This window comes from Neisseria sp. HMSC075C10, assembly GCF_001815615.1.
GTDB lineage: Bacteria > Pseudomonadota > Gammaproteobacteria > Burkholderiales > Neisseriaceae > Neisseria > Neisseria subflava_A.
On sequence record NZ_KV821259.1, the window covers coordinates 100112 to 126574 of the forward strand.

The following is a 26463-nucleotide window of genomic DNA, read 5'->3' on the forward strand; positions in this document are numbered from 1 at the left end:
GGCCGTCTGAAAGTTTCAGACGGCCTTTTTATTTATCCAAACGCTTAGTTTCCGTTCAATCTTTATCTTAACAATTCATCGGTAACGCGTTGCAGAAATTCGATGCGCTCGGGTTTGGCTTCGCCTGATTCGGCAGCGGCTTTGACGGCGCAGCCGGGTTCGGCGCGGTGGGTGCAGTTATGGAAACGGCACTGGCCGATGAGGTGGCGCAGGTCGGGGAAGTATTGCAGTAAATCGGCGGCTTGGAGATGGTGCAGGCCGAATTCTTGCAGGCCGGGGGAATCGATGAGTCGGGTTTCTGCGTTTAAATCGTATAGTTGGGCGTGGGTGGTGGTGTGTTTGCCGGAGTCGAGTGCGGTGGAAATGTCGCCGGTTCGGGCGGCTTGGTTGCCGAGTAGGGCGTTGGTCAGGGTGGACTTGCCCATGCCGCTTTGTCCGAGCAGGATGTTGGTTTGCCCTTCTAAAATGGGACGCAGGATGTCGGCGTTTTCCAATGCATTGGTTTCGACCACAGAGTAGCCGAGGGTTTCGTAGAATTTGAGTTTCTCGCGCCATTGGGCGGTTTCGGGGAGGTCGGCTTTGTTGAGGACGATAACGGCGTTGATGCCGGCCGCTTCGGCTGCGAGGAGGGCGCGTTGCAACAGGGCTTCGCTGGGTGAGGGGCTGGCGGCGGTTACGATGAGCAGTTGGGTAACGTTGGCGGCAATCAGTTTGGTTTTCCATGCGTCTTGGCGGTAGAGCAGGCTTTCGCGCGGGAGGTAGTCTTCAATCACGACTTGTTCGCCGTTGATGGGGCTGATGCGGACTTGGTCGCCGCAGGCGAAATCGACGCGTTTTTTGCGGGTGGTGGCGTCATATATTTGACCGTCGGGAGTGCGGACAATATAGCGGCGGCCATAGCTGGTAATGATTTGGGCGGTATCGGTCATGATGGGGTTTATTGTTTGGAATGGTGTGATTGTACCGAAAGTCGGCTATGGCCGTCTGAAAACTTGTTTGCACCTTTTAACTTTCTTTGGCTTGGTTTTTTGGTGTTTCTGCCCTATATTTGCAATGTATTTGTTTTCAGGAGATTTTTTATGGATTTCAGTCAGTTGCTCAATCAGGTTTTGGGTGCGGCTCAAAAAGGCGGCAAAGCGGTGGCGGACAGCCCGCTCAATTCTTTCGGCGGCGGTGCGCTGACGGGTGCTTTGGCATCGATGCTGTTGAAAAAGAAAAATACGAAAAAGCTGGTCAAGGCCGGCTCGGTCGCTGCTTTGGGTTTCCTGGCTTATAAAGGCTATCAAAACTGGAAACAAAACCGCCAGCAGGACGAATTGCCGCAAAGTGCGTTCCAACCTGCCGGTCTGATTGGTGAAAACCACAGCCGTGTGATTTTGCAAACGATGATTGCGGCGGCGGCTTCAGACGGCCTGATTGACGATGCAGAACGCGCGGCGATTGAGCGTGAAAGCGGCAGCGATGCGGAAACGGCGGCATGGCTGCAGGCGGAATATGCGCAACCGGCCTCTATCGAGCAAATTGCCGCTTCGGTCGGCAGCGACGAGGCTTTGGCAGCCGAAACTTATCTAGCGGCCCGATTGGTCTGCGCGGACTTGTCGCGCAAGGAAATTGTGTTCCTGAGCCGTTTGTCCCAAGCTTTGAATTTGGACGACCAACTGGTCGAAAGCTTGGAAAAACAGCTCGAATTGGCTTAAGCTTGATTTAAAAGGCCGTCTGAAACTTGATTTCAGACGGCCTTTCGACTTAATTTCAGAGTAAAATAACCCTTTCGACATATTAAAGGCTGTCTGAACATGAATAAACTTTTTTCCACATTCAAAACGTTTTTAGCCGCTTCGTCCGTCTTGGTATTGGCTGCCTGTCCGAGCGGCAACGCACCGCAATCCAAACCTTCTACGCAGGGTCAAAATACGGTTTCGCATCCTGCACCCAAACCGAAAGCCACAGTTGCGCTGGCTTTGGGCGGCGGCGCGTCCAAAGGCTTTGCCCATATTGGGATTATTAAGGTTTTGAAAGAAAACAATATTCCGGTCAAAATTGTTACCGGCACATCCGCAGGCTCGATTGTCGGCAGTATGTACGCTTCGGGAATGTCGCCCGACCGCCTCGAATTGGAAGCGGAAATTTTGGGTAAAACCGATTTGGTGGATTTGACCTTGTCCACCAGCGGCTTCATCAAAGGCGAAAAACTGCAAAACTACATCAACCGCAAAGTCGGCAACCGCCCGATGCAGCAGTTCCCCATCAAGTTTGCCGCCGTTGCGACTGATTTTGAAAGCGGCAAACCGGTGGTGTTCAACGTAGGCAATGCCGGACAGGCCGTCCGCGCTTCTGCGTCGATTCCAAACGTATTCCAGCCTGTCGTCATCGGCAACCGCAAATATGTAGACGGCGGCCTGTCGCAACCCGTACCGGTCAGCGCGGCGAAAAAAATGGGCGCAAACTTCATCATTGCCGTCGATATTTCCGCCCGTCCGGCCAAAAATGTCAGCCAAGGCATGTTCTCCTATCTTGACCAAACCTTCAACGTGATGAGTCAAACTGCGTTGCATCAAGAATTGGGACAAGCCAATGTGGTCATCAAACCGCAGGTTTTGGAGCTGGGTTCGGTTGGCGGCTTCGACCAAAAACAACGCGCCATCCAACTGGGTGAACAGGCCGCACGCGCAGCCCTGCCTGAAATCAAACGCAAACTGGCGGCATATCAGTATTAATCATCCGCCGTTTGAACAGGCCGTCTGAAAGTATGTTTTTCAGACGGCCTTTCTTGTGCAAATCTGCTAAAATCACGCGTTTCCTACAAATCATAAAATCCGAAAAAAATGAATATCTTTTACGAAGAGTCCGGCCAATTCAAAGTTGCCTCCATCGTCCAAAAAAACGACGCCACCTACCAAGTCGATACCCAACACGGCAAACGCACCAAAGTGAAGGCAAACAATGTCTTTGCCGAGTTTGACGGCGATATGGCGGCATTTTTGGAAAACGCGCAGGCACAGGCGGCGGATATCGACACCGATTTATTGTGGGAAGTATGCGGCGAAGAGGAATTTACCGCCGAAGCCATCGCCGAAGAATATTACGGCCATGCGCCGACCAAAACCGAGCTGGCGGCGACTTTGATTGCGCTTTACGCCGCGCCGATGTATTTCTACAAAAAAGCCAAAGGCGTGTTCAAAGCCGCGCCCGAAGAAACCTTAAAACAAGCGCTTGCCGCCATCGAACGCAAAAAACAACAAGACGCGCAAATCGACGCTTGGGCGGAAGCCTTGAAACGCGGCGAGATGCCGTCTGAAATCGCAGCGGATCTGAAAACCATCCTGCACGCGCCCGACAAGCAGTCGCTGACCTACAAAGCCTTTACCAAAGCCGCCGATGCGCTGAAAACCTCCGCCTACGAACTGGCGAAAAAAACAGGCGGCATTACGTCCATTCCCCAATACCTGCAAGACGGGTTTGAAATCAAATATTTCCCCAAAGGAACAGGCTTCCCCGACCTTCCGCTTCCTGAAATGCCCAACTTGCCCAAAGCCGACGTTACCGCCTTTTCCATTGACGACGAATCGACCACCGAAGTCGATGATGCCTTGAGCCTGACTGACTTGGGCAATGGCATGAAACGCGTTGGCATCCACATCGCCGCGCCGTCGCTTGCCATTAAACAAGGCGACAAAATGGAAAAAAACATCATGGAACGCTTGAGCACGGTTTATTTCCCCGGCGGCAAAATCACCATGCTGCCCGAAAACTGGATTGCCGCGTTCAGCCTTGATGCGGGCGCGTACCAACCTGCCGTCAGCATTTATTTTGATGTGGACAGCGAGTTCAACGTCGGCGCGCCAACCTGCAAAATCGAAGCGGTCAACATCGCCGAAAACCTGCGCATTCAAGCCATCGAGCCGCATTTCAACGCCGAAACCGGCTTGGACGAAGCCGGCGAAATGATGTTTGCCCACCATCAAGACCTGATTTGGTTCTATCAATTCGCCATCGCCCTGCAAAAAGCACGCGGCAAATATGAACCCGACCGTGCGCCGCAATACGATTACAGCATCGAATTGGATGAGGAAGGCAACGTATCCGTCGTCCGCCGCGAACGCGGTTCGCCCATCGATACGCTGGTCAGCGAGATGATGATTCTTGCCAACAGCACTTGGGCGCAAATGCTGGACGAAAACGAGCTGCCCGGCCTTTTCCGCGTCCAACCGGCAGGCAAAGTGCGCATGAGCACCAAATCCGAGCCGCACATCGGCATGGGTGTGCAGCATTACGGCTGGTTTACCTCGCCTCTGCGCCGCGCCGCTGACTACATCAACCAAAAGCAGCTGATCAGCCTGATCGACGACACGGCCGAGCCGCTGTATCAAAACAGCGATGCCGAGCTTTTCGCCGCGCTGCGCGACTTTGATGCCGCCTATACAGCCTACGCCGACTTCCAACGCCAAATGGAAGCCTACTGGAGCCTCGTCTATCTGCAACAGCAAGGCACGAGCGAGCTGACGGCCACCATCCTCAAAGAAGACCTCGTCCGCATTGAAGGCCTGCCGCTGGTAACGCGCGCGACCGGTATTCCGTTTGACGCGCTGCCCAAATCGCAGGCATTGTTCAAAATCACCGAATTGGATGCCGAGAAGCAGTTTATCGCGCTCAACTATCAAAAAGCCGTTTTACCGGGCTGATAACATTATTCCGTTTAAAAAAAGGCCGTCTGAACGCAGAAACAGAAATCTTTGATTTCGTTTTCACCCCTGTTCAGACGGCCTTCATCATCTAAAAATGCTACAATTCCCCTTTTCTGCCCATCATTTCAAACCATGAAAAAAAACGCCCCCCAATCCTTTGAAGAAGCCTTATCCCGCCTCGAAACCCTGACCCAGGCCATGCAAAGCAGCGAAATGCCGCTGGAAGACGCCCTGGCCGCCTATCAGGAAGGCAACGAATTGGTTAGATACTGCCAAACCAAATTAGCGGAAGTCGAGCAGAAACTGCAAGTCTTGGATGCCGGCGAACTGAAGGAGTTGAACCTTGAACCCGGCGAATGAACTCAAAACATGGCAGCAAAAAGCCCAAGCGCAAACCGAATTGCTGCTGGCGCATTTCTTACCGTCTGAAAGCCAAGTGCCGCACACGCTGCACGAAGCCATGCGTTACGTTACCCTCGGCGGCGGCAAACGGCTGCGTCCGCTCTTGGTGCTTGCCGCGTCCGAATTGGGCGAAGCAAACCAAAATGCCGTCGAGCAGGCGATGGCGGCCATCGAAATGGTACACGTCTATTCGTTGGTTCACGACGATATGCCGGCAATGGACAACGACAGCCTGCGTCGCGGCAAACCGACCTGCCATGTGCAATACGATGAAGCAACAGCCCTTTTGGTCGGCGATGCGCTGCAAACCCAAGCCTTTGATGTACTGAGCCGTCCGACAGGCCTGTCTGCCGAGCGCCAGCTTGCCATGTTGTCCACGCTGGCTCAGGCATCGGGCAGCCTCGGCATGGCGGGCGGACAAGCCATCGACCTTGCCAATGTCGGCAAAGCCATGAATCAGGCCGAATTGGAACAGATGCACAGCCTCAAAACCGGCGCACTCATCCGCGCGGCCGTGGCCTTAGGCGCACTTTCCTGCCCAGACTTAACACCGGCGCAAATCCAAACCTTAGACCACTACGCCGCCAAATTGGGCCTGGCTTTCCAAGTGATCGACGATGTATTGGACTGCGAAGCCGATACTGCCACTTTGGGCAAAACCGCCGGCAAAGACTCGGACAACGACAAACCGACCTACGTCAAACTGATGGGCCTGCACGCCGCGCGCACTTACGCAGAAACGCTGATTGCAGAAGCCGTTGCCCTGATCGAGCCATTCGGCGACAAAGCCCTGCGCCTACACCAACTGGCAGAGTTTGTTACCGCAAGGAAAAACTAAACCTGCAAATAAAATAAAGGCCGTCTGAAACCTGATTTTAGGTTTCAGACGGCCTTTTTAACAGCTTGTTTGGCTTAGGTATCCCATACCGAATACAGAGCCTTCAAAGTGCATGAAACACCCTGCAAACAGCGTTCACAAATCCTTAGCCTGCCTTGTTAATCCAATAGGGCATCTACGAACGCTTTGGCATTAAACGGACGCAAATCATCGATACCTTCGCCTACGCCGATGTAGCGGACAGGAACAGGGCGGTCGGAGGCAAGGGCAGCAAGGATGCCGCCTTTGGCCGTACCGTCTAGCTTGGTGACGATAAGGCCGGTCAGACCCAGCGCTTCGTCAAAGGCTTTTACTTGGTTGACGGCGTTTTGACCGATGTTGGCATCAAGCACGACGATGATTTCATGTGGCGCATCAGGCATGGCTTTTTGCAACACGCGCTTCACTTTTTTGATTTCTTCCATCAAATGAAGCTGCGTCGGCAGACGGCCGGCAGTATCAGCCAGCACGATATCGATCCCGCGCGCTTTCGCGGCTTGGACGGCATCGAAGCAAACGGCTGCGGAATCGCCTGTGGTTTGCGAAATCACGGTTACATTGTTGCGTTCGCCCCAAGCTTGAAGCTGCTCACGCGCAGCGGCACGGAAAGTATCGCCTGCCGCCAGCAACACAGATTTACCCTGCGCTTGGAAGTATTTGGCCAATTTGCCGATAGATGTGGTTTTGCCTGCGCCGTTGATACCGGCAAGCATAATCACGAAAGGCTCCTTGGTTTCCGGCAAGACCAAAGGCTTCTCCAGAGGCTTAATCAAATCGTACAGCGCATCTTTCAGCGCGCCGCGCAATTCGTTGCCGTCTTTGAGGCCTTTAAGGCTGACACGGTCGCGCACGTCTTTCATCAAGTATTCGGTAGCTTCCATGCCCATATCGCTGGTAATCAGCACGGTTTCCAGCTCTTCGTACAAATCCTCGTCGATTTGTCCGCCGCCGAACACACCGGCCAACGATTTTGCCATTTTGTCGCGTGATTTGGTCAAGCCTTGTTTCAAACGCGCAGCCCAACTGAGCTTATGTTCTTCTGCCGGAGCAGGGGCTTCAGCCGGTGTTTCCGCAACGGCTTCTTGAACTTGCTCGACAGCTTCGCTAACTGCCTCAACAGCTTCTTCTTTGACTGCTTCGGCCTGTTCTGCTACTTCCTCAGCAGCCTCGGCCACTTCAGACGGCATCTCGGCAACGGTTTCCTTTACCTGATCAACAGCCTCACTGACGGTTTCAACAGCCGCTTCTTTTGCCACTTCAACGTGTTCTTCTACTTTTTCGACTGTTTCAGACGGCGTTTCGGTCAAAGCTTCTCGAACCTGCTCGACGGTTTCGCTGACAGTTTCAACAGCCGATTCGACAACTGATTCAACATGCCCTTTGACGTTTTCTGCTAAAGATTCGGCATCTTCTTTAATATTTTCAACTACTTGAGCAACTTCAGATTCTACTTTTGCTGCGGTTTCCTGAGCTTGGGCCTCCTCAGGAGCCGGAGTTTCCTGTTTTTTCTTGCGACGGAAGAAGCTGAACATTAAATTTTCCTTTTAATTTTAGAAACTTGAAATAGGGAGTATTGTAGCGTATTTTACGTGGCAAGGTCGTCTGAAAATCAAGGTTGTAAGGTTTTGGCATTTCCAGCGTCTAACAAAACAAACCATCCATAAAGGAAACATAGAGATGAATCCCCGCACATTATTTTCACTTTGCACCAAGTTCGGCTGCCTGCTTGCGCTTGGCGCCTGCTCATCCAAAATGATGGATACCGAAGCCGCAACCGTACCGCAGGCATTGTCCTCATTAAAAACCCCTGAAAACCGCCCTGCCAGTGTTTTCCTGAAAAAAGACAAACCTACCCTGATTAAATTTTGGGCAAGTTGGTGTCCTTTGTGTTTGTCCGAACTGGGGCAGACCGAAAAATGGGCGCAAGATGCAAAATTCGGTTCTGCCAACCTGATTACCATTGCCTCGCCCGGTTTTCTACACGAGAAAAAAGACGGCGACTTTCAAAAATGGTATGCCGGTTTGAATTATCCTAAGCTGCCCGTCGTTACCGACAACGGCGGCACCATCGCCCAAAGCCTGAATATCAGTGTTTACCCTTCGTGGGCATTAATCGGCAAAGACGGCGACGTGCAGCGCATCGTCAAAGGCAGCATCAACGAAGCGCAGGCATTGGCGTTAATCCGCGATCCCGATGCCGATTTAGGCCGTCTGAAAAACACATTTTACAAACCCGACACACAGAAAAAGGATTCAGCAATCATGAATACGCGCACCATCTACCTCGCCGGTGGCTGCTTTTGGGGCTTGGAAGCCTATTTCCAACGCATAGACGGCGTGCTTGATGCCGTATCCGGCTACGCCAACGGCAAAACGGAAAACCCAAGCTACGAAGACGTGTCCTACCGCGATACGGGCCATGCCGAGACCGTCAAAGTCACCTACGATGCCGACAAACTCAGCCTAGACGACATCCTGCAATACTATTTCCGCGTCGTTGACCCGACCAGCCTCAACAAACAAGGCAACGACACCGGCACGCAATACCGCAGTGGCGTGTACTACACCGACCCCGCCGAAAAAGCCGTCATCGCCGCCGCACTCAAACGCGAGCAGCAAAAATACAAACTTCCCCTCGTCGTCGAAAACGAGCCGCTGAAAAACTTCTACGACGCCGAGGAATACCATCAGGACTACCTGATTAAAAACCCCAACGGCTACTGCCACATCGACATCCGCAAAGCCGACGAACCGCTGCCGGGCAAAACCAAAGCCGCCCCGCAAGGCAAAGGCTTTGACGCGGCAACGTATAAAAAGCCCAGCGATGCCGAACTCAAACGCCTCCTGACCGAAGAGCAATACCAAGTTACCCAAAACAGCGCGACCGAATACGCCTTCAGCCACGAATACGACCACTTGTTCAAACCTGGCATTTATGTGGACATCGTCAGCGGCGAACCCCTGTTCAGCTCTGTCGACAAATTCGATTCTGGCTGCGGCTGGCCGAGCTTTACCCATCCAATTAATGCCTCCGCCGTTACCGAACACGACGATTTCAGCTACAACATGCGCCGCACCGAAGTGCGCAGCCATGCCGCCGATTCACACTTGGGACACGTTTTCCCCGACGGGCCGAAAGACAAAGGCGGACTGCGCTATTGCATCAACGGCGCAAGTTTGAAATTCATTCCTTTGGAAGAAATGGACGCTGCCGGCTACGGCGCATTGAAAGACAAAGTAAAATAACGGTTTGAATCGAAAAAGGCCGTCTGAAAAGATTTCAGACGGCCTTAAATTTATAATTTATTTAGTCATGTCATAAAATGATGCAATAGAAAGTATTAAATACATTACTGATATCAAAATATATTTAATTTTTTTATCTCTAATTTCTTCCCACAAATTCAAGCATATAGGAAGCATCGTAAACACTAGAACCGCAATATCAAAAAAGAAAAGAAAGAGATATCCTTCAGAACTTTCTTTCCAAAAGGGTATAAAAAAACTTGTACATATCGAGAATCCAATTAGAAAAGAGACAATACTATTTAAAACATCAATAATTCTTGCCTCTATTTGAATAGAAACAAGATACGGAAAATTACATAATTGTAGAAACCTAAGAAAATGAAGATATGCCAATAATACATATATTAGAGTCAAACCCATGAAAGTATCAAATATCTCTTTAAAAGGAATTTTTCCATGAAAATGTAATATACTGACTAACAAGCCGATTGGTAACCATACAATCAAATTTTCCTTACTTAGAAAATATTTAGACATTTAAAACTTTCTTCATTATTTTTATACTATATATTTAATTCAAAAAAAGCCATTTGAATCTTCAAATGGCTTTTTTATAAATCAAATTCGTTTTGCCAACTCTTCGGCCTTACCCACATACAACGCAGGGGTCAGCTCAAGCAATTTGGCTTTGGCTTCTGCCGGAATTTCCAACGATTCGATAAAGAGTTTCAACACTTCAGGCGTAATGCCGTCTTTACCGCGCGTCAGGTCTTTCAGCTTCTCGTAAGGATTGGCCACGCCGTAACGACGCATTACGGTTTGGATCGGCTCGGCCAGCAGCTCCCAAGTAGCGTCCAAATCGGCAGCAAGGGCGGCAGGATTCGGCTCAAGCTTGTTCAGACCGCGCAGATGGGCGGCAAAGCCCAATACGGTATAGCCCACGCCTACGCCCATGTTGCGCAATACGGTGCTGTCGGTCAGGTCGCGCTGCCAACGGGAAATCGGCAGTTTTTCAGACAAAAAGCCCAATACGGCATTAGCCATACCAAGGTTGCCTTCGGAGTTTTCAAAGTCGATCGGATTGACTTTGTGCGGCATGGTGGAAGAACCGACTTCGCCTGCTTTGACTTTTTGTTTGAAGTAACCCAAAGAAATGTAGCCCCAAACATCGCGGTTGAAGTCGACCAGAATCGTATTGACACGGCTGATGGCTTGGAAGAATTCCGCCATATAGTCGTGCGGCTCGATTTGAATGGTGTAGGGGTTGAAGGTCAGGCCGAGGCTGATTTCAACGAAGTTGCGGCAATGGGTTTCCCAATCTACATCGGGATAAGCGACCATATGGGCATTGTAGTTGCCGACTGCGCCATTGATTTTGCCGAGGAACTCTTGCGCTTGCAGGTTTTTAAACTGACGTTGCAGGCGGTACACAACATTGGCGATTTCTTTACCCAGTGTGCTTGGTGTAGCAGGCTGGCCATGCGTGCGGCTCATCATAGGGACGGCAGCCAACTCATGCGCCATGCCGGTCAGTTTTTCGATGATTTCGGCTAGTTTCGGCAGCAAAACAGTCTCACGCGCTTCTTGCAGCATTAAAGCGTGGGACAGGTTGTTGATGTCTTCGCTGGTGCAGGCAAAGTGGATGAACTCGCTGGCAGCAGCCACTTCAGGCACGCCGGAGAAGCGTTCTTTAAGCCAATACTCGATGGCTTTGACGTCGTGATTGGTGGTCGCCTCAATGGCTTTGACGGCGGCGGCATCTTCAAGCGAGAAGGTTTCGATCACTTTGTCGATTTCGGCAAGCGTAAAATCGCTGAAAGCAGGAACTTCTACAATCTTAGGCTCGGCAGCAAGGGCTTTGAGCCAGTTTAATTCAACTTTGACACGCGCACGCATCAGGCCGTATTCGGAGAAAATCGGACGCAATGCTTCAACGGATTTGGCGTAGCGGCCATCTAATGGGGAAAGTGCAGCGATAGGGTTAATCATGTCGGATCTTCCTATGGGATGAAAACCAAATTGTTTGCAATTATACATGATTTTACACTCCAAGGCCGTCTGAAAGACAGGTTTCAGACGGCCTTTTCAGCGTATTTTTCATAAATTTCTTTTCAGAGGTTCAACTTTGCAAAATCGATTTACGATATATGCCATCTTCACGGATAATATCGGCTGACTTTCTGTAAATAATGAGGTTTTATGAATATCAAACGTTTTTCCCTAGCTGCAACCGTATTTGCGGCTTTGATGTTGAGTGCCTGTGAAACAACCACCACATCGAGCGGTGGCGGCAGCTGGACCAATATCGGCACCATCTCTGAAGGCAATATCAAAGTGGCCATTGATAGAAGCAGCATTAAAAGAAATGGCGCACTGGTTACTTTCCGCGATAAAAAAACCGTTTCCAAACTGAAAGAGGAACGTTTCGTTAACACCCCGGCCTATAAAACGGCCATCGGCAGCTGGGAAATTCATTGCTCAAACAAAACCTATCGCCTGGCAGCGCTGCAACTGATGGACGAACACGGCCGGGTAATTTCCAACCAAAGCTATACGCCGACCAGCATCCGCCCAATGAGCGTCATGAGCGGCACGATTACTGAAAAACAATACGAAACCGTGTGCGGACATAAGCTTTAATCCACACTTATTCACAAAGTTATCCACAGTTTAAATATTTAAAAGGCCGTCTGAATGCTTTGAATATCAAGTTTCAGACGGCCTTTTTATGTTTTGATGGAAATTTATCTTCAAATTTATCCACAAAATTTGTTTATTCAAAAATAATTTATTACAGCGATTCATTCACGCTCAAAATTTGCTTCACTCTTTGCCAGAGCATTTCACAAAATACTGCTTTCTACTCTATTTACTGACTTACCATCTGCTTAATCGATCTGTATTTACAGACTGCTATGTATCAAACTGGATCTGCACTAAATGCTTTTCACACAGGTATTCCAATCTTTTGGAAAAAATTTGCTTCTTCAAATAAATACCTTTCCTTTGATGATACAACCCTTCTTTAACGTAGCCTTGCCCCTGTTTCTCCGTCAATAATCTGGCTAGGCGTTTTCTGCTTACCTATCAATCCGCCTACAACCCATACTTTCCTGCCAAACTGTCTTCTGACTTCCCTTTCCGTTTTGCATGCCCGTTTGCCTGCACGATTGCATGAAGTAGAGACTAAAGACATTTCCAAAACCTGACACAAGCGCCTTGCACCTGCATGCGCAGGAACCCTGACAGCCAATTTACTGCGTCCTTTCCCACGCAATGAGGGCAATACTTTTTTTCCAACCGGCAATAAAAAAGTTTTCGGAGCAGGCCATGCTTCATGCAGCATGGTTTGGATATTTTCAGACGGCCTTTGCAGCAAAGGTTGCAACTGTTCCAAGCTATGGCCTATAACAATCATGCCTTTGTGTTGCGGTCGTTTTTTCAGATGAATCAGTTGATTGAGCGCTTTGGGCAAAGTAGGGATACAGCCCAAGCCATAGCAAGACTCGGTAGGATAGGCGACCAAACCGCCTTTTTTAAGATGCGCCTGCAGCTTGTGTTGGGCTGCAGCCGATAAAATTCTGGGGAACATCATCATATACCAAGGCCGTCTGAAACTGCGATTGTCGGACAATCTGTGTTCAGACGGCCTATTTCTATTCATTATTAACGGTTGATGGCTTTATCGGCAATGTCTTTACGGTATTGCATACCGTAAAAACGGATGGTTTCCAATGCCTCATAAGCCTTGCTTTTAGCTTGTGCAACATCATCGCCCAAACCGACTACACACAACACACGGCCGCCGTTGGTTACCACTTCACCTTTTTCATTCGTTGCAGTACCGGCATGGAAAACTTTACCGATTTGATTGGCCTTATCCAAGCCGGAAATCACATCGCCTTTTTTCGGAGAGTCAGGATAATTTTGTGCAGCCAACACCACGCCTACTGCAGTCTGCGGATTCCATTCGGCAGTGACACTATCCAGTTTGCCATCGATTGCCGCTTCAACCAAGTCCACCAAATCACTATCCAAACGGCTCATAATCGGCTGGGTTTCAGGATCGCCGAAACGGCAGTTGAATTCGATGGTATAAGGCGCACCGGTTTTATCAATCATCAAGCCCGCATATAAAAAGCCGGTAAATTCATAACCTTCTACTTTCATACCGGCCACAGTCGGCAAAATAATTTCATTCATCGCGCGCTCGTACACATCAGGCGTTACCACCGGAGCAGGGCTGTATGCGCCCATACCGCCGGTATTAGGGCCTTTGTCGTCATCCAGCAGGCGTTTATGGTCTTGGCTGGTTGCCATCGGTAAAACATGATTGCCGTCCACCATAACGATAAAGCTCGCTTCCTCGCCTTGCAGGAAATCTTCAATCACGACGCGCGCGCCTGCATTGCCCATTTTATTGCCCAACAACATATCGTCGATAGCGGCATGGGCTTCATCCAAAGTCATAGCGACAATCACGCCTTTACCGGCAGCCAAACCATCCGCCTTAATAACAATCGGCGCACCTTTTTGGTTGCAGTAATCATGTGCCGCATCGGCATTTTCAAAAGTTTGGTATTGCGCGGTTGGAATCTTATATTTTGCCATAAATGCTTTAGCAAAATCCTTTGAGCTCTCCAGCTGGGCCGCGTATTGAGTCGGGCCAAAAATCTTCAATCCGGCAGCACGGAAGTCATTCACCACACCCGCAGCCAAAGGCGCTTCAGGGCCGACTACTGTAAAAGCAATATTTTCATTCCGGCAAAAATCAATCAAATCTTGATGCGCCGTTAATGCGATATTCTGCAGTTTAGGCTCAATTGCCGTTCCGGCATTACCAGGTGCAACAAAGACAGTTTCTACTTTAGACGACTGCGCCAATTTCCAAGCCAGTGCGTGTTCACGCCCACCATTACCAATAACGAGCAATTTCATACCATCTCCTTGAAGAATAGATGTTGTAAATAAAATTCAATCGATGGAATTATTGTTCCATCTTGTATAGCTGTTTCAAATTAAGAATAATATTGCACCAAGACAACCATACTCTAATTTCAAACAACGAAAGGAAAATCATGCAAAAACGTATTGACGAAATTCAAAGCAAATACCGCGAATGGTGCGAATTACTGCCGCAACTGGAAGCAGATATTGCCCGCTGGAAACATGCTGCAAGCCTTATGCAGGACATGGATGAATTCTATACCAACGAATACCAAGCATGCCATCAAGCCATTGAAGAAGGGGCAGATGTTGATTTGCATACACAGGGCGAATACAGCATTATGAGCGAAGATGCCCTATGGAACGCACTGGGGGAATTTCATCAACTGGCTTGGGAACACCTGCGCTCAAGCGTAAATGCTTTAGACAAATACCAAGTCTAAAACATCAAAGGCCGTCTGAAACTTTTGATTTCTCAAATATGTTCAGACGACCTTTTATTCAAACGGCTTCTCAGTATTTACTTCAATTTGGCGCGTATTTTTCCAGGTGGCAATACAGGCTTCATAATCTGCCAGCGCTATTTTTACTGTCAACTTACAATCCAGCTGCAAATCCTGTTCCACAATATCGGCCTGATATTGTTTGGCAATCCGTATCACCTCATTCAAAACTGGATATTCACATTTCAACCAAACCGTTTTTTCAACATTCTTTTCAACAACTTCAGCTATCGCCAGTGCCTGAGCCGTTGATTCCTTATAGGCATGAATCAAACCGGGAACACCCAATAGCGTACCGCCAAAATAACGCACAACCACAACCAATACATCCGTTACGCCGACAGAATCAATCTGCCCTAAAATAGGGCGGCCAGCGCTTCCAGACGGTTCTCCATCATCATTTGCGCGAAACTGCATTCCATCCACACCCAATCGGTAGGCGTAACACCAATGTCGTGCTTTGTGGTGCTCTTCCTTTAATGGGTCGAGATATTTCTTCACATCAGCTAACGTGCGGATCGGATAGGCATATGCGATGAAGCGGCTGCCTTTATCTTTAAATTCAGCCTGTGTCGGTGTGGTAATGGTTTTATAGGTCGTAATCATGCCAAAATATTTTCAGACGGCCTTTGTTATAAAAGGCCGTCTGAACGTTTCACGTGAAACATTAGTTTTTCAGTGCTTCAGTCAGTTGAGGCACAACTTCAAACAAATCACCAACCAAGCCGTAGTCTGCTACATTGAAAATAGGCGCATCAGCATCTTTGTTGATGGCAACAATTACTTTACTGTCTTGCATACCGGCAACGTGTTGGATAGCACCGGAAATACCGATAGCGAAGTACAGTTGCGGCGCAACCACTTTACCGGTTTGACCCACTTGGGCATCGTTTGGCGCATACCCAGCATCCACTGCCGCACGGGACGCACCAATCGCCGCACCCAAAACATCTGCCAAAGGAGTCAATACTTCATTGAATTTTTCAGCACTACCCAATGCACGGCCACCGGAAACAATCACTTTCGCCTGAGTCAATTCAGGACGGTCAGATTGGGAAAGTTGACGGTTTACGAAACGGCTCAGGTTTTGAGCAGGCGTTGCTTCAACATTGACCACTTCTGCATTACCGCCTTGTCCGGCAGCATCAAATGCTGTCGCACGGAAAGTCAGCACCAGTTTTTCAGAATCGGATTGAACAGTTTCAAACGCATTACCGGCATAAATCGGACGGACAAATGTCGAGTTATCCACAACTTCGGTTAAATCCGAAACTTGTGGTACATCCAACAAGGCAGCGACCCGGGGCAGAAGATTTTTACCAAACGCAGTTGCAGTCGCAGCCACATAGCGGTAATCCGCAGCCAGTTTAACAACCAAAGGCGCCAATTCTTCTGCCAAACCTTCAGCGTAATAGGGCGCATCGGCTACCAAAACTTTCGCCACGCCTGCTACCTGTTTTGCCTCTTCAACCACCGCAGCAGCATTACTGCCGGCGACCAATAAATCTACATTCCCTAATTTGGCGGCAGCCGTTACCGCATGCAAAGTGGCAGGATTCAAATGTTGGTTATTATGTTCCGCAATAATCAATACGCTCATTTCATACTCCTTAGATCACTTTGGCTTCGTTTTTCAGCTTTTCAACCAACTCGGCAACATCAGCCACTTTCACACCGGCTTGACGTGCTTTAGGTTCAGCAAATTTCACGGTATTTAAACGCAGAGAAATATCCACAGCCAAATCGGCAGGACTTAATTTTTCCAAAGGCTTTTTCTTTGCCGCCATGATATTAGGAAGTTTGACAAAGCGTGGTTCGTTCAAACGCAAATCCGCACTGATCACCGCAGGCAACTTCAACGCAACAGTTTCTTCGCCGCCGTCAATTTCACGGGTTACCAATGCTTCTTCGCCTTCAATTTGCACTTTTGATGCAAAAGTACCTTGAGCCGCATTCAACAACGCAGCCAGCATTTGGGCAACTTGGTTGGCGTCATCGTCAATTGCCTGTTTGCCCAGCAGTAAAATTTGCGGATTTTCTTTATCCGCAACAGCTTTCAGTAATTTTGCGACAGCCAAAGGCTCCAACTTCGCATCAGTCTCAACATGAACCGCACGGTCGGCACCCATCGCCAAAGCAGTACGCAACGTCTCTTCGCATTTTTTCTCGCCAAGAGAAACAGCAACAATCTCGCTTACTTTTCCGGCTTCTTTCAAACGGACAGCTTCTTCTACCGCGATTTCATCAAACGGGTTCATCGACATTTTGACATTACCGATATCCACATCGGAACCATCGGCTTTCACACGAACTTTGACGTTGTAGTCCACTACGCGCTTTACTGCGACCAGTGCTTTCATTCAATTCTCCTAAAAAGAATGTCCATCAAATCAAACATGCTGATTTTGATACATTCTTTATATAAAATCCAATTCGGTTTTCACCAACATGACAAAACCAAATTTGTATAAATCTTGGCAAATAGAGCGGAATTATATCATTTCTAAAGCATTTACTCAGAAAATAAATCTAACTCTCCAGCAATTATTTACCGTATGCTGCAACACAATCCATTAAGGTTTGGTAAACCTCGTCAACATTGGGAATTTGAGCAATACCGCCTAAATTCTTTGCATAAGCCGAAACTTGAACGCCGGTCTTGGCCGGATCTGTATCTGTATAAATTCCTATAACAGGCTTTTCCAACGCATTGGCAAGATGCAGCAACCCGGTATCTACGCCAACAATACCCTCTGCGTTTTTTAATAAAAATGCGGCCTGTAATAAATTCATCTTGTCGCAGACGAAAGCAAACGGTAAACCGCTTGCAATCTGTTCGGCTCGCATTTTTTCGGTTTTATTTCCCCACGGCAGATATACATTGCATTGTTGCTCTTCATTCAACTTTTTCAATAATGCACGCCAGTTTTCTACCGGCCATAATTTACTGTCGCGACTGGTTGCATGCAAAGCAACATAATAAGGGGATTGCACATTTTTCAGACGGCCTGATTCAGGAACCGACAAACCAAATACCTGCGTTTCAGGCATTGTATAACCAAATACTTGGGCGAATAATTCACGGTTTCGCCAAACCGCATTTTTACCTTTCGGTACGGCAAACGTTTTACTGTACGCAAGGGCAGCCAAACTTTCACGCGCGCTGTGTTTATCCAAACCGTAAATAGGGGATTTCGCCATTTTGGCAAAGCATGCGCTTTTAATCAGTCCTTGACTATCTAAAACAAAATCAAAAGATTCAGCCTGTAAATCCGTTTTCAGACGGCCTATTTCACGCCATGTTTCAGCCTGAAAAAGGTGTTTGCGCCACTGCCGCCATTTCATTACATGAACCTTTTTGACAAAAGGATGCAAGCGCGCAATATCTGCAAACCCTGACTCACACAGCCAATGGAGCTCTACCTCAGGACATTGTCGCGCCAAATCTTCAACTGCGGGCAACGTATGAATTAAATCGCCCATACTGGACAAGCGGACAAGTAAAATCTTCATATTTTGGAAAATGTTTCACGTGAAACAACAGAATTTCAAATATAATTTATTGATTATTAATGTATTCTTTTATTTTTTCAGCGTTTTCTAAAATAACTGCCCCGGCAGAATGCATTTCACACCATGCAGATTCAACCGTTTCTGGAGCAATGCCGCGACAAGCCGCCTGATTGACGATGACTTTCCAAGCCCCGCCTTTAAGCAATTGTAAAACCGTTGTCTTCACACAATAATCCGTTGCCAAACCGCCGACAATAACTGTATCTGCATTTTGACAGCGCAACCATTCGATCAAACCTGTACTGAGCTTTTCCTCAATATCGTGAAAACATGCGCCGTAAGGATGCAACTCAGGATCAACGCCTTTCCAAACGCAATAATCGTATTCTTTGGCTGAAGGCAGGCCATCCAACAATTCATAGCCATATGTTCCAACCATCGCATGCGACACCCAAGTCAAATCCGCATCGGGTAAACCCGTCGGTTTCAACATATCAATAGGATTATCCACAAGCCATTTTGCCGCGGTATGATGCGCATCTTTCGTCATAACACGTAAATCCGCCAATGCAGCTTGGGCATTGAGTTCATCCGCAATCAGATGACCTTCGGCAACAGGCAATTCTTTCGGACACAAAGGCGTAAACGTTTTTTGTGCATCTACATCGATGGAAATAATCATGTATTAATATAACCTATTGATTTTATTTTAAATAATTTAAATCATTCATTTATTGCCAATGTACGGACATTTGGAATAAATGCTTTGTATTATAACAAATTACTACCGCAAAATGTGGGAAAACATCTGTGATATGATGACAGTTTGCACAGAATATTTATCCACAAATTATGTCCTATTCGATTACGCCTATTGCAACCGTTCATTCCCCCTACAAACAAAAATTCGGCATTGCCCGCCAACCCGGTTTGGTTCCTGCGGCAGAAATTTGCATTGAACTCACTCCTGAATTTGCCGCAGACAGCGTTCGGGGCTTGGAAGATTTCGACTATGTGTGGATAAGTTTTATTTTCCACGGCGTATTGGATGAAGGTTGGGCGCAAATGGTGCGTCCGCCACGGCTTGGAGGCAAACAAAAAATGGGCGTATTTGCCACGCGCAGCCCGCACCGCCCTAATCATCTCGGTTTATCCCTGCTGAAACTCGAACGTATCGAAACAGGCAAACCTATCCGCATCTATTGCAGTGGTGCAGACCTATTGGACGGTACCCCGGTAGTGGATATCAAACCCTACATCCCGTTTGTCGAATCCAAACCTGACGCATCATCAGGCTTTGTCAGCGGCAAACCTGAAGAATTGAACGTTGTTTGGGCAGAAAGTACGCTTGCGGAACATTTATCCACAGAAGAAAAACATCTCATTGAACAAAGCATCGCCCAAGATCCTCGCCCTGCCTATCAAGATATTCCCGAACGTATTTATGTGATGAATATTGCGGATTATGAAGTACAGTTTAGGATAGAAAACAAATGTGCCACAGTGATTAAACTATCCATAATCTGATTGCAAATTGAATTTATCTACAAACAAAAGGCCGTCTGAAATGTTCAGACGACCTTTTAATTATCCACAGACTGATTGATTTAGCCTGTTATCCTTTAGATTTTACCAGCAAAGAATTCCAAGGTACGAACCAATTGGCAAGTGTAAGACATTTCATTGTCGTACCAAGCAACGGTTTTTACCAATTGTTTGTCGCCAACTGTCATCACGCGGGTTTGAGTCGCATCGAAGAGTGAGCCGTATTCAATACCGATAACGTCGGAAGAAACGATTTGATCTTCAGTGTAGCCATAAGACTCGCTAGCGGCGGCTTTCATGGCTGCATTGATTTCTTCTTTGGTAACAGGGCGTTCGAGAATAGAAACCAGTTCGGTCAAAGAGCCGGTAGCAACAGGAACGCGTTGGGCAGAACCATCAAGCTTGCCGTTCAATTCAGGGATAACCAAGCCGATGGCTTTAGCGGCACCGGTGCTGTTCGGTACGATATTCAAGGCAGCGGCACGGGCGCGGCGGAAGTCGCCTTTACGGTGAGGTGCATCAAGAGTGTTTTGGTCACCGGTATAGGCGTGGATGGTGGTCATCAAGCCTTCGACGATACCGAATTCTTTTTGCAATACCGCAGCCATAGGAGCCAGACAGTTAGTCGTACAAGAAGCGGCAGAGATGACAGTTTCGCTACCATCCAAAATATCTTGGTTTACGCCGTATACAACGGTTTTCACATCATTGCCGCCAGGAGCCGAAATTACAACTTTGCGCGCACCGGCACGGATATGGGCTTCTGCTTTGGTTTTGCTGGTAAAGAAACCGGTACATTCGAGGACGACGTCCACACCCAGCTCACCCCAAGGCAATTCTTCAGGATTAGGATTGGCAAATACTTTGATTTCTTTGTCGTTCACAACAATCGCATCATCTTTCAATTCGGCAGAGCCTTCAAAGCGGCCTTGAGTACTGTCGTATTTAAAGAGGTGCAGCAGCATATCGGCAGGAGTCAAGTCGTTAACAGCAACGACTTCGATACCTTGGGCTTTTTCAATTTGACGCAATGCCAGACGACCGATGCGGCCAAAACCATTAATCGCTACTTTAATACTCATTTTGCTACTCCTATTAGATGGAATGGGAAAAATTTTTCAGTAAGACCATTGTATCCTGAAATAAAATTACTTTCTAGGATTACAGATGATTACTTTTAAGTTGTTTGATTTAAATAAAGAAAACATGAAATTCTTGTTTGTAGAAAAATATCAGGAAAATCGAATCAGACTTAGCTTTTGATATTTTATTTCATAAAAACTATTTTCCAATCTTAAAAGTTTCATAAGTTTATGGAAATCATAAACTTAGTTCTATTTCTTCCGTATTTTGCCATTTTTGTGTTGATAATTCAGTGTTTTCTTCAAATCATAATATTTTAATTTTTAAAATGATGAGTTTGATGAAGAACCAAACTATCTGTGGATAACGGAATAACTTTCTTTAAAACCAATTTGATAATTCCTTTTTATCTTTGAGGCCAACCTCAACTGAATGCCGGAATAAAAAAGGATAGAATCTTAGTTTCCCTATTTATCTATGGATAAAACCCAAATTACCCACTTCAATTTCACATATTTTTGTGGATAATTTAAACATTGAATTTCACCCCCACAAAACATCTATATTGGCAAATACTATTAAAAATGATGGCTTGTTTTTTCCTTTTTAACGTATCATTTGCCCATCAGACTTTTTAAAAGGAAGCAATTATGCTGCAACGGACTTTAGCCAAATCAGTAAGCGTTACCGGCGTTGGCCTGCATTCGGGCGAAAGGGTCGCTCTGACTTTGCATCCTGCTGAAGAAAACAGCGGTATTTCGTTCCGCCGTACTGATTTAAGTGGAGAAATGGGCGAAGTAATCAAATTGAATCCTTATTTGATCAATGATACCCGCCTCTCTTCAACCATCGTTACCGATAAAGGCGTGCGCATCGGCACGATTGAACACATTATGTCGGCTCTGTCTGCCTACGGCATCGACAATGCCTTGATTGAATTGAACGCGCCTGAAATTCCGATTATGGACGGCTCCAGCCTGCCGTTTATTTACCTTTTACAAGATGCAGGCGTGGTGGATCAAAAAGCCCAAAAACGTTTTTTGAGAATCCTCAAACCCATTGAAATCAAAGAAACCGGAAAATGGGTACGCTTTACGCCTTATGACGGCTTTAAAGTTACTTTAACCATCGAATTTGACCATCCCGTATTCAACCGCAGTGCACCTACTTTCGAGATTGATTTTGCAGGAAAATCCTATATCGATGAGATTGCCCGCGCCCGTACCTTCGGCTTTATGCACGAAGTGGAAATGATGCGTGCCCATAATCTCGGACTGGGCGGCAATTTGAACAACGCCATCGTGATTGACGACATGGATGTTTTGAATCCGGAAGGTTTGCGCTATCCCGATGAATTTGTCCGCCACAAAATCCTGGATGCGATTGGTGATTTGTACATTGTCGGCCATCCGATTATCGGCGCATTTGAAGGTTACAAATCAGGCCATGCCATCAATAATGCACTGTTACGTGCCGTTTTGGCAGATGAAAGCGCTTACGAATGGGTTGAGTTTGCCGATGACGAAGACTTGCCCAGCGCTTTTCACGAGTTGCCGGCAGCCTGATAGAAAATAGATAAAACAGTCCAATGAAAAGGCCGTCTGAACCTTTCAGACGGCCTCAATCATGTCCTTTTCCACAAGTAATTATCCACATATTCATTCCTTTTATCTTATTGAAAAATAAAAATATTAAAATTTAACGTTATTCTTATACACATCTTATCCATATATTTTCCCAAACTAAAAAGGCCGTCTGAAACGAAGCTGTTCAGACGGCCTTTACATGTCAAACTGACAATATTAATCGCCCATGACCTTGCCTTCGCGGCGTGGGTCGGCGCCGCCGAGCAAACCGTCTTTGCCAATCACAATGCCTTGCACGCCGGAATTCAAATCACGGATTTGGACTTTGTAGCCCAGTTTTTCCAATGCAGCTGCTTTGTCCGCTGCAGCAGTTTTATCCTCGATTTCATACTGGCTGCCGCGATTGAGCATATTCGGCAATGAAATTGCCGTCTGAATGTCCATACCCCAGTCGATATGCGCCACTAACGTTTTAGCAACGAAACCGATAATACGGCTGCCGCCCGGCGAACCGACCGCCATATAAGGTTTTCCGTCTTTCATCACAATGGTCGGCGCCATCGAAGAACGCGGACGTTTGCCGCCTGCCACGCTGTTGGCCACCGTTTTACCGTCCGCGCCGACAGGATTGAAGGCAAAATCAGTTAATTCGTTGTTGAGCAGATAACCGTTTGCCATCAGCCCCGAACCGAACGCGTTTTCAATCGAAGTCGTCATCGACACGACATTGCCGTCTTTATCCACAACCACCAAATGGCTGGTGGACGGCAGCTCGATCGCCATGCCTTGCGCGTATTCTTTGCCGAACTTACCTGCCTGAATAGTTTCCAATGCCTTGTCAGCTTTGCGGATTTCTTCGGCACGCGGTTTCAAATAAGCCTGAGAAATCATGGCGCGGGTCGGAACGTTCACAAACTTGGGATCGCCGACATAATAATCACGGTCAGCAAAAGCAATCCGTGACGCATCGCCTATCCAGCGCCAACTGTGGATATTTTCCGATCCCAACGCCTTCATATCCTGATTCTGCAATACGCCCAAAATCTGCCCCAAAGCGATGGCGCCGGAACTTGGCGCGCCCATGCCGCAAACTTCATATTCACGATACGGCGCACAAACCGGCTTACGCTCGATAACTTGATAGTTTTTCAAATCCGCCATGCTGATTTTGCCGGGATTATCCACAGCGCCGGTAACGGCACGGACAATATTCTGCGCCTGCGCGCCCTGATAAAACGGCGTGCTGCCTTTTTCCGCCAACAGGCGTACGGAACGCGCAAATTCAGGGTTTTTCAAAACTGTTCCCGCAGCCAAAGGTTTGCCATCAGGCAGGAAGTAAGCGGCAGTTTGCGGATAACGTTGCAAAGGTTCCAAATTTTGCTCGATGGATTTCGCCATACGCGGAGAAACGGCAAAACCTTGTTCCGCCAAAGTAATCGGTTTCTCAAACAAACTTGCCCACGGTAATTTGCCGTAACGCTTGTGGACATCTTCCAACAGCTTCGGAATCCCCGGCACACCGACTGAACGGCCGCCGACCACCGCTTTCATAAAGCCCATCGGTTTACCGTTTTCGTCCAAGAAAAGTTCCGGTGTTGCCGCTTTTGGCGCTGTTTCACGGGCATCAAACGTCGTCAGCTTTTTCGCCTTATTGTCCCAATACACCAAAAACGCACCGCCACTCAATCCGGAAGATTGCGGCTCAACCAGTCCCAAAGTTGTCTGCATGGCAATCATCGCATCTATCGCACTGCCGCCGCGCTTCAAAATTTCATAACCGGCTTCAGTTGCCAGCGGATTGGCAGACGCCGCCATATAATGCTTGGCGCGGATCAATTTCTGCTCGGTCAGCCCCGTCCCTTGTTCCGGCGCATGGTTGTCCACAGATACAGAGGACAGGGCAACTTGAGGCTTTTGAACCGGCTGTTGCGCACAAGCGGCCAAAATCAAAACGGATAACAAATTAATACTAAAGGAAAACTTCATATGCACACCCTTATTGAAATATTTTCAGACGGCCTTTTCCCAGCTTAAATAAAAGGAAATATGAAAATAGCTTGAAATAAAAAACCATTTGACTATTTCTCTAGTCAATCAGTTCCGATTAGAGAAGTATAAAACAAGCTAAGATTGTGCACAGGCAAAAAGTTACCCACAGAATGAAGCAGCAGGAAATTTTTATCCACATCTGCAAACAAGGTCGACCATACTTTATCCTCATCAAAAAATATCAGCTAAGTATTTGAAAAAATTTTGTAATCAAAGTTATCAACAAGCTGTGGCAGCACTCAATATCATCTTCTATTTATTATTTAAAATCTAATTTATAGTTTGTTTTCCCAAAGGCAAAGGCCGTCTGAAACGTAAAGGTATCTTTTCAAAAAATTAAAAAGTTAAGGATTGTTAAAAAGTTGTAAATCAGCTAGAGTTACGCTTGATAAATTTAATCAATAATGGAGTTTCACCAAATGAAAGGCGACATTGGCGTTATCGGCCTTGCCGTGATGGGGCAAAACCTGATTCTCAACATGAACGACAATGGTTTTAAAGTTGTTGCATTCAACCGTACGACCAGCAAAGTAGATGATTTTTTAAACGGCGCAGCCAAAAATACCAATATTATCGGCGCATATTCACTGCAAGATCTGGTTGATAAATTAGAAAAACCACGAAAAATCATGATGATGGTTCGCGCTGGTTCTGTTGTTGACGATTTTATCGAGCAACTCGTTCCGCTTTTGGACGAAGGAGACATCATTATTGACGGCGGCAATGCCAACTATCCTGATTCTACCCGCCGTACACATGAGCTGGCCGCAAAAGGCATCCGCTTTATCGGTGCGGGCGTTTCCGGTGGCGAAGAAGGCGCGCGTCACGGCCCATCTATCATGCCTGGCGGCGACGAAGCCGCATGGCCTGCCGTTAAGCCGATTTTCCAAGCCATCTCCGCCAAAACGCCTCAAGGCGAGCCTTGCTGCGACTGGGTCGGTCGTGACGGCGCGGGCCACTTCGTCAAAATGGTGCACAACGGCATCGAATACGGCGACATGCAGTTGATTTGCGAAGCGTACCAATTCATGAAAGACGGTTTGGGTATGTCTTATGACGAAATGCACCAAATCTTCAACGAGTGGAACAAAACCGAACTGGATTCTTATCTGGTTGAAATTACCGCCGCGATTTTGGGTTACAGAGATGAAAACGGCGAACCTTTGGTCGAAAAAATCCTCGATACCGCAGGTCAAAAAGGTACAGGCAAGTGGACCGGCATCAATGCCCTCGATTTGGGTATCCCGTTGACCCTGATCTCCGAAGCCGTGTTTGCACGTTGCGTTTCTGCGTTCAAAGACCAACGCGTCCAAGCAAACAGCCTGTTTGGCAAAACCATTACCCCGATTGAAGGCGATAAAGCCGCATGGGTGGATGCGTTGCGCCAAGCCCTGTTGGCATCCAAAATTATTTCTTATGCACAAGGCTTTATGCTGATCCGTGAAGCCAGCGAAAACAACGATTGGGCATTGAATTACGGCAATACTGCCCTCTTGTGGCGCGAAGGCTGCATCATCCGCAGCGCGTTCTTGGGCAACATCCGCGACGCATACGAAGCCAATCCTGATTTGGTCTTCTTGGGTTCCGATCCTTATTTCAAAGGCGTATTGGAAACCTGTCTGCCGGCATGGCGTAAAGTGGTGGCCAAAGCGATTGAGTGCGGTATTCCGATGCCTTGCATGGCTTCTGCCATTACCTTCCTTGACGGCTACACTTCCGAGCGTCTGCCAGCCAACCTGCTGCAAGCGCAACGCGACTACTTCGGCGCGCACACTTACGAGCGTACCGACAAACCGCGCGGCGAGTTCTTCCATACCAACTGGACAGGCAAGGGCGGCGATACCGCTTCAACCACATACGATATTTAATTTGCCTGAGCAAACACAAGGCCGTCTGAGTATTTCAGACGGCCTTTTTATAGGGTTATCCACAATAAAGAATGAAACGATTTAACCTATTTGATAGATAACTTTATGAAATAAATAAAGATTAATAAAGGCCGAGACCTTTGCAAAATTCCCCAA

The 26463-nt window shown here is 47.6% G+C and carries 23 protein-coding genes; 11 read left to right on the top strand and 12 right to left on the bottom strand.

Annotated features, from left to right (window positions below; all coding sequences use genetic code 11):
- Nucleotides 1–62: 62 nt before the first annotated feature.
- Nucleotides 63–929 carry a ribosome small subunit-dependent GTPase A gene (rsgA, locus tag HMPREF3047_RS05225; RefSeq protein ID WP_070712399.1) on the bottom strand — a complete coding sequence of 289 codons (867 nt, stop codon included), beginning with the start codon at nt 927–929 and terminating at the stop codon, nt 63–65.
- Nucleotides 930–1079: 150 nt separating this feature from the next.
- Here rsgA and HMPREF3047_RS05230 point away from each other — a divergent pair, with 150 nt between their 5' ends.
- The 5 genes from HMPREF3047_RS05230 (at nt 1080) to HMPREF3047_RS05250 (ending at nt 5925) form a co-directional block, all read left to right on the top strand.
- On the top strand, nt 1080–1697 hold the full coding sequence (locus HMPREF3047_RS05230) for a tellurite resistance TerB family protein (protein WP_049349212.1): 618 nt from the start codon (nt 1080–1082) through the stop codon (nt 1695–1697).
- Nucleotides 1698–1796: 99 nt separating this feature from the next.
- Nucleotides 1797–2717 carry a patatin-like phospholipase family protein gene (locus HMPREF3047_RS05235; RefSeq protein WP_070712400.1) on the top strand — a complete coding sequence of 307 codons (921 nt, stop codon included), beginning with the start codon at nt 1797–1799 and terminating at the stop codon, nt 2715–2717.
- Between the two features lie 108 nt (nt 2718–2825).
- Nucleotides 2826–4682 carry a ribonuclease catalytic domain-containing protein gene (locus HMPREF3047_RS05240; RefSeq protein ID WP_070712401.1) on the top strand — a complete coding sequence of 619 codons (1857 nt, stop codon included), beginning with the start codon at nt 2826–2828 and terminating at the stop codon, nt 4680–4682.
- A 135-nt stretch (nt 4683–4817) separates the two neighbouring features.
- Nucleotides 4818–5045, top strand: coding sequence for an exodeoxyribonuclease VII small subunit (locus HMPREF3047_RS05245; RefSeq protein ID WP_003681131.1), 228 nt, complete (start codon nt 4818–4820; stop codon nt 5043–5045).
- The gene (locus tag HMPREF3047_RS05250; protein WP_070712402.1) at nt 5029–5925 is read left to right on the top strand and encodes a polyprenyl synthetase family protein; all 897 of its coding nucleotides are present in this window, start codon (nt 5029–5031) and stop codon (nt 5923–5925) included. Before HMPREF3047_RS05245 ends, HMPREF3047_RS05250 begins: the two co-directional genes overlap by 17 nt.
- Nucleotides 5926–6083: 158 nt before the next feature.
- Here the strand turns inward: HMPREF3047_RS05250 and ftsY are convergent, their stop codons facing one another.
- Nucleotides 6084–7496, bottom strand: a complete 1413-nt coding sequence (gene ftsY, locus HMPREF3047_RS05255) for a signal recognition particle-docking protein FtsY (protein ID WP_070712403.1) — start codon at nt 7494–7496, stop codon at nt 6084–6086.
- A 145-nt stretch (nt 7497–7641) separates the two neighbouring features.
- Here ftsY and msrAB point away from each other — a divergent pair, with 145 nt between their 5' ends.
- Nucleotides 7642–9210 carry a bifunctional peptide-methionine (S)-S-oxide reductase MsrA/peptide-methionine (R)-S-oxide reductase MsrB gene (msrAB, locus tag HMPREF3047_RS05260; protein ID WP_070712405.1) on the top strand — a complete coding sequence of 523 codons (1569 nt, stop codon included), beginning with the start codon at nt 7642–7644 and terminating at the stop codon, nt 9208–9210.
- Between the two features lie 621 nt (nt 9211–9831).
- On the opposite strand, the gene purB is transcribed toward msrAB, so the two are convergent.
- The gene (gene purB, locus HMPREF3047_RS05270) at nt 9832–11202 is read right to left on the bottom strand and encodes an adenylosuccinate lyase (protein ID WP_070712409.1); all 1371 of its coding nucleotides are present in this window, start codon (nt 11200–11202) and stop codon (nt 9832–9834) included.
- Nucleotides 11203–11412: 210 nt separating this feature from the next.
- Between purB and HMPREF3047_RS05275 the strand changes: the two genes are divergently transcribed.
- Nucleotides 11413–11853, top strand: a complete 441-nt coding sequence (locus HMPREF3047_RS05275) for a surface-adhesin E family protein (protein WP_004519182.1) — start codon at nt 11413–11415, stop codon at nt 11851–11853.
- Nucleotides 11854–12238: 385 nt separating this feature from the next.
- Here the strand turns inward: HMPREF3047_RS05275 and HMPREF3047_RS05280 are convergent, their stop codons facing one another.
- Together HMPREF3047_RS05280 and purD are read right to left on the bottom strand one after the other, a co-directional pair.
- Complete coding sequence (locus tag HMPREF3047_RS05280) at nt 12239–12808, bottom strand: L-threonylcarbamoyladenylate synthase (RefSeq protein ID WP_070712441.1); 570 nt, start codon at nt 12806–12808, stop codon at nt 12239–12241.
- 71 nt (nt 12809–12879) lie between these two features.
- Nucleotides 12880–14151, bottom strand: a complete 1272-nt coding sequence (gene purD, locus HMPREF3047_RS05285) for a phosphoribosylamine--glycine ligase (protein WP_070712412.1) — start codon at nt 14149–14151, stop codon at nt 12880–12882.
- Nucleotides 14152–14291: 140 nt separating this feature from the next.
- Here purD and HMPREF3047_RS05290 point away from each other — a divergent pair, with 140 nt between their 5' ends.
- Entirely contained in the window at nt 14292–14603 is a 312-nt protein-coding gene (locus HMPREF3047_RS05290; RefSeq protein WP_070712414.1) for a DUF4298 domain-containing protein, read from the top strand.
- Nucleotides 14604–14657: 54 nt separating this feature from the next.
- Here HMPREF3047_RS05290 and HMPREF3047_RS05295 read toward each other — a convergent pair whose 3' ends face one another.
- The 5 genes from HMPREF3047_RS05295 to HMPREF3047_RS05315 all read right to left on the bottom strand — a co-directional run bounded on the left by HMPREF3047_RS05295 (nt 14658) and on the right by HMPREF3047_RS05315 (nt 18858).
- On the bottom strand, nt 14658–15269 hold the full coding sequence (locus HMPREF3047_RS05295; RefSeq protein WP_070712416.1) for an IMPACT family protein: 612 nt from the start codon (nt 15267–15269) through the stop codon (nt 14658–14660).
- Nucleotides 15270–15330: 61 nt separating this feature from the next.
- Nucleotides 15331–16263, bottom strand: a complete 933-nt coding sequence (locus HMPREF3047_RS05300; RefSeq protein WP_070712420.1) for an electron transfer flavoprotein subunit alpha/FixB family protein — start codon at nt 16261–16263, stop codon at nt 15331–15333.
- 10 nt (nt 16264–16273) lie between these two features.
- Nucleotides 16274–17023 (bottom strand): electron transfer flavoprotein subunit beta/FixA family protein, encoded by a 750-nt coding sequence (locus tag HMPREF3047_RS05305; protein WP_070712422.1) that lies wholly within the window; start codon nt 17021–17023, stop codon nt 16274–16276.
- Between the two features lie 184 nt (nt 17024–17207).
- Nucleotides 17208–18176 carry a lipopolysaccharide heptosyltransferase I gene (gene waaC / locus HMPREF3047_RS05310; RefSeq protein ID WP_070712423.1) on the bottom strand — a complete coding sequence of 323 codons (969 nt, stop codon included), beginning with the start codon at nt 18174–18176 and terminating at the stop codon, nt 17208–17210.
- Between the two features lie 46 nt (nt 18177–18222).
- Complete coding sequence (locus HMPREF3047_RS05315) at nt 18223–18858, bottom strand: nicotinamidase (RefSeq protein WP_070712426.1); 636 nt, start codon at nt 18856–18858, stop codon at nt 18223–18225.
- Nucleotides 18859–19028: 170 nt separating this feature from the next.
- Here HMPREF3047_RS05315 and tsaA point away from each other — a divergent pair, with 170 nt between their 5' ends.
- The gene (gene tsaA, locus HMPREF3047_RS05320; RefSeq protein WP_070712428.1) at nt 19029–19703 is read left to right on the top strand and encodes a tRNA (N6-threonylcarbamoyladenosine(37)-N6)-methyltransferase TrmO; all 675 of its coding nucleotides are present in this window, start codon (nt 19029–19031) and stop codon (nt 19701–19703) included.
- A gap of 95 nt (nt 19704–19798) precedes the next feature.
- On the opposite strand, the gene gap is transcribed toward tsaA, so the two are convergent.
- A complete protein-coding gene (gap, locus tag HMPREF3047_RS05325; RefSeq protein ID WP_070712429.1) occupies nt 19799–20803 on the bottom strand; it encodes a type I glyceraldehyde-3-phosphate dehydrogenase in 1005 nt (334 codons plus the stop codon).
- Nucleotides 20804–21454: 651 nt separating this feature from the next.
- Here gap and lpxC point away from each other — a divergent pair.
- Nucleotides 21455–22369 (top strand): UDP-3-O-acyl-N-acetylglucosamine deacetylase, encoded by a 915-nt coding sequence (lpxC, locus tag HMPREF3047_RS05330; protein WP_070712431.1) that lies wholly within the window; start codon nt 21455–21457, stop codon nt 22367–22369.
- A gap of 237 nt (nt 22370–22606) precedes the next feature.
- Here the strand turns inward: lpxC and ggt are convergent, their stop codons facing one another.
- Nucleotides 22607–24376: a gamma-glutamyltransferase gene (ggt, locus tag HMPREF3047_RS05335; RefSeq protein ID WP_070712432.1), complete on the bottom strand. Its 1770-nt coding sequence runs from the start codon at nt 24374–24376 to the stop codon at nt 22607–22609.
- 482 nt (nt 24377–24858) lie between these two features.
- On the opposite strand from ggt, the gene gnd reads away from it, so the two are divergent.
- Nucleotides 24859–26307 carry a decarboxylating NADP(+)-dependent phosphogluconate dehydrogenase gene (gene gnd / locus HMPREF3047_RS05340; protein ID WP_070712434.1) on the top strand — a complete coding sequence of 483 codons (1449 nt, stop codon included), beginning with the start codon at nt 24859–24861 and terminating at the stop codon, nt 26305–26307.
- Nucleotides 26308–26463: the final 156 nt, after the last annotated feature.

What these genes read in the sequence shown, in the direction of transcription:
- rsgA (WP_070712399.1), bottom strand. Translation starts at nt 929, where the DNA reads ATGACCGATACCGCCCAAATCATTACCAGCTATGGCCGCCGCTATATT.
- HMPREF3047_RS05230 (WP_049349212.1), top strand. Translation starts at nt 1,080, where the DNA reads ATGGATTTCAGTCAGTTGCTCAATCAGGTTTTGGGTGCGGCTCAAAAA.
- HMPREF3047_RS05235 (WP_070712400.1), top strand. Translation starts at nt 1,797, where the DNA reads ATGAATAAACTTTTTTCCACATTCAAAACGTTTTTAGCCGCTTCGTCC.
- HMPREF3047_RS05240 (WP_070712401.1), top strand. Translation starts at nt 2,826, where the DNA reads ATGAATATCTTTTACGAAGAGTCCGGCCAATTCAAAGTTGCCTCCATC.
- HMPREF3047_RS05245 (WP_003681131.1), top strand. Translation starts at nt 4,818, where the DNA reads ATGAAAAAAAACGCCCCCCAATCCTTTGAAGAAGCCTTATCCCGCCTC.
- ftsY (WP_070712403.1), bottom strand. Translation starts at nt 7,496, where the DNA reads ATGTTCAGCTTCTTCCGTCGCAAGAAAAAACAGGAAACTCCGGCTCCT.
- msrAB (WP_070712405.1), top strand. Translation starts at nt 7,642, where the DNA reads ATGAATCCCCGCACATTATTTTCACTTTGCACCAAGTTCGGCTGCCTG.
- purB (WP_070712409.1), bottom strand. Translation starts at nt 11,202, where the DNA reads ATGATTAACCCTATCGCTGCACTTTCCCCATTAGATGGCCGCTACGCC.
- HMPREF3047_RS05275 (WP_004519182.1), top strand. Translation starts at nt 11,413, where the DNA reads ATGAATATCAAACGTTTTTCCCTAGCTGCAACCGTATTTGCGGCTTTG.
- HMPREF3047_RS05280 (WP_070712441.1), bottom strand. Translation starts at nt 12,808, where the DNA reads ATGATGTTCCCCAGAATTTTATCGGCTGCAGCCCAACACAAGCTGCAG.
- purD (WP_070712412.1), bottom strand. Translation starts at nt 14,151, where the DNA reads ATGAAATTGCTCGTTATTGGTAATGGTGGGCGTGAACACGCACTGGCT.
- HMPREF3047_RS05290 (WP_070712414.1), top strand. Translation starts at nt 14,292, where the DNA reads ATGCAAAAACGTATTGACGAAATTCAAAGCAAATACCGCGAATGGTGC.
- HMPREF3047_RS05295 (WP_070712416.1), bottom strand. Translation starts at nt 15,269, where the DNA reads ATGATTACGACCTATAAAACCATTACCACACCGACACAGGCTGAATTT.
- HMPREF3047_RS05300 (WP_070712420.1), bottom strand. Translation starts at nt 16,263, where the DNA reads ATGAGCGTATTGATTATTGCGGAACATAATAACCAACATTTGAATCCT.
- HMPREF3047_RS05305 (WP_070712422.1), bottom strand. Translation starts at nt 17,023, where the DNA reads ATGAAAGCACTGGTCGCAGTAAAGCGCGTAGTGGACTACAACGTCAAA.
- waaC (WP_070712423.1), bottom strand. Translation starts at nt 18,176, where the DNA reads ATGAAGATTTTACTTGTCCGCTTGTCCAGTATGGGCGATTTAATTCAT.
- HMPREF3047_RS05315 (WP_070712426.1), bottom strand. Translation starts at nt 18,858, where the DNA reads ATGATTATTTCCATCGATGTAGATGCACAAAAAACGTTTACGCCTTTG.
- tsaA (WP_070712428.1), top strand. Translation starts at nt 19,029, where the DNA reads ATGTCCTATTCGATTACGCCTATTGCAACCGTTCATTCCCCCTACAAA.
- gap (WP_070712429.1), bottom strand. Translation starts at nt 20,803, where the DNA reads ATGAGTATTAAAGTAGCGATTAATGGTTTTGGCCGCATCGGTCGTCTG.
- lpxC (WP_070712431.1), top strand. Translation starts at nt 21,455, where the DNA reads ATGCTGCAACGGACTTTAGCCAAATCAGTAAGCGTTACCGGCGTTGGC.
- ggt (WP_070712432.1), bottom strand. Translation starts at nt 24,376, where the DNA reads ATGAAGTTTTCCTTTAGTATTAATTTGTTATCCGTTTTGATTTTGGCC.
- gnd (WP_070712434.1), top strand. Translation starts at nt 24,859, where the DNA reads ATGAAAGGCGACATTGGCGTTATCGGCCTTGCCGTGATGGGGCAAAAC.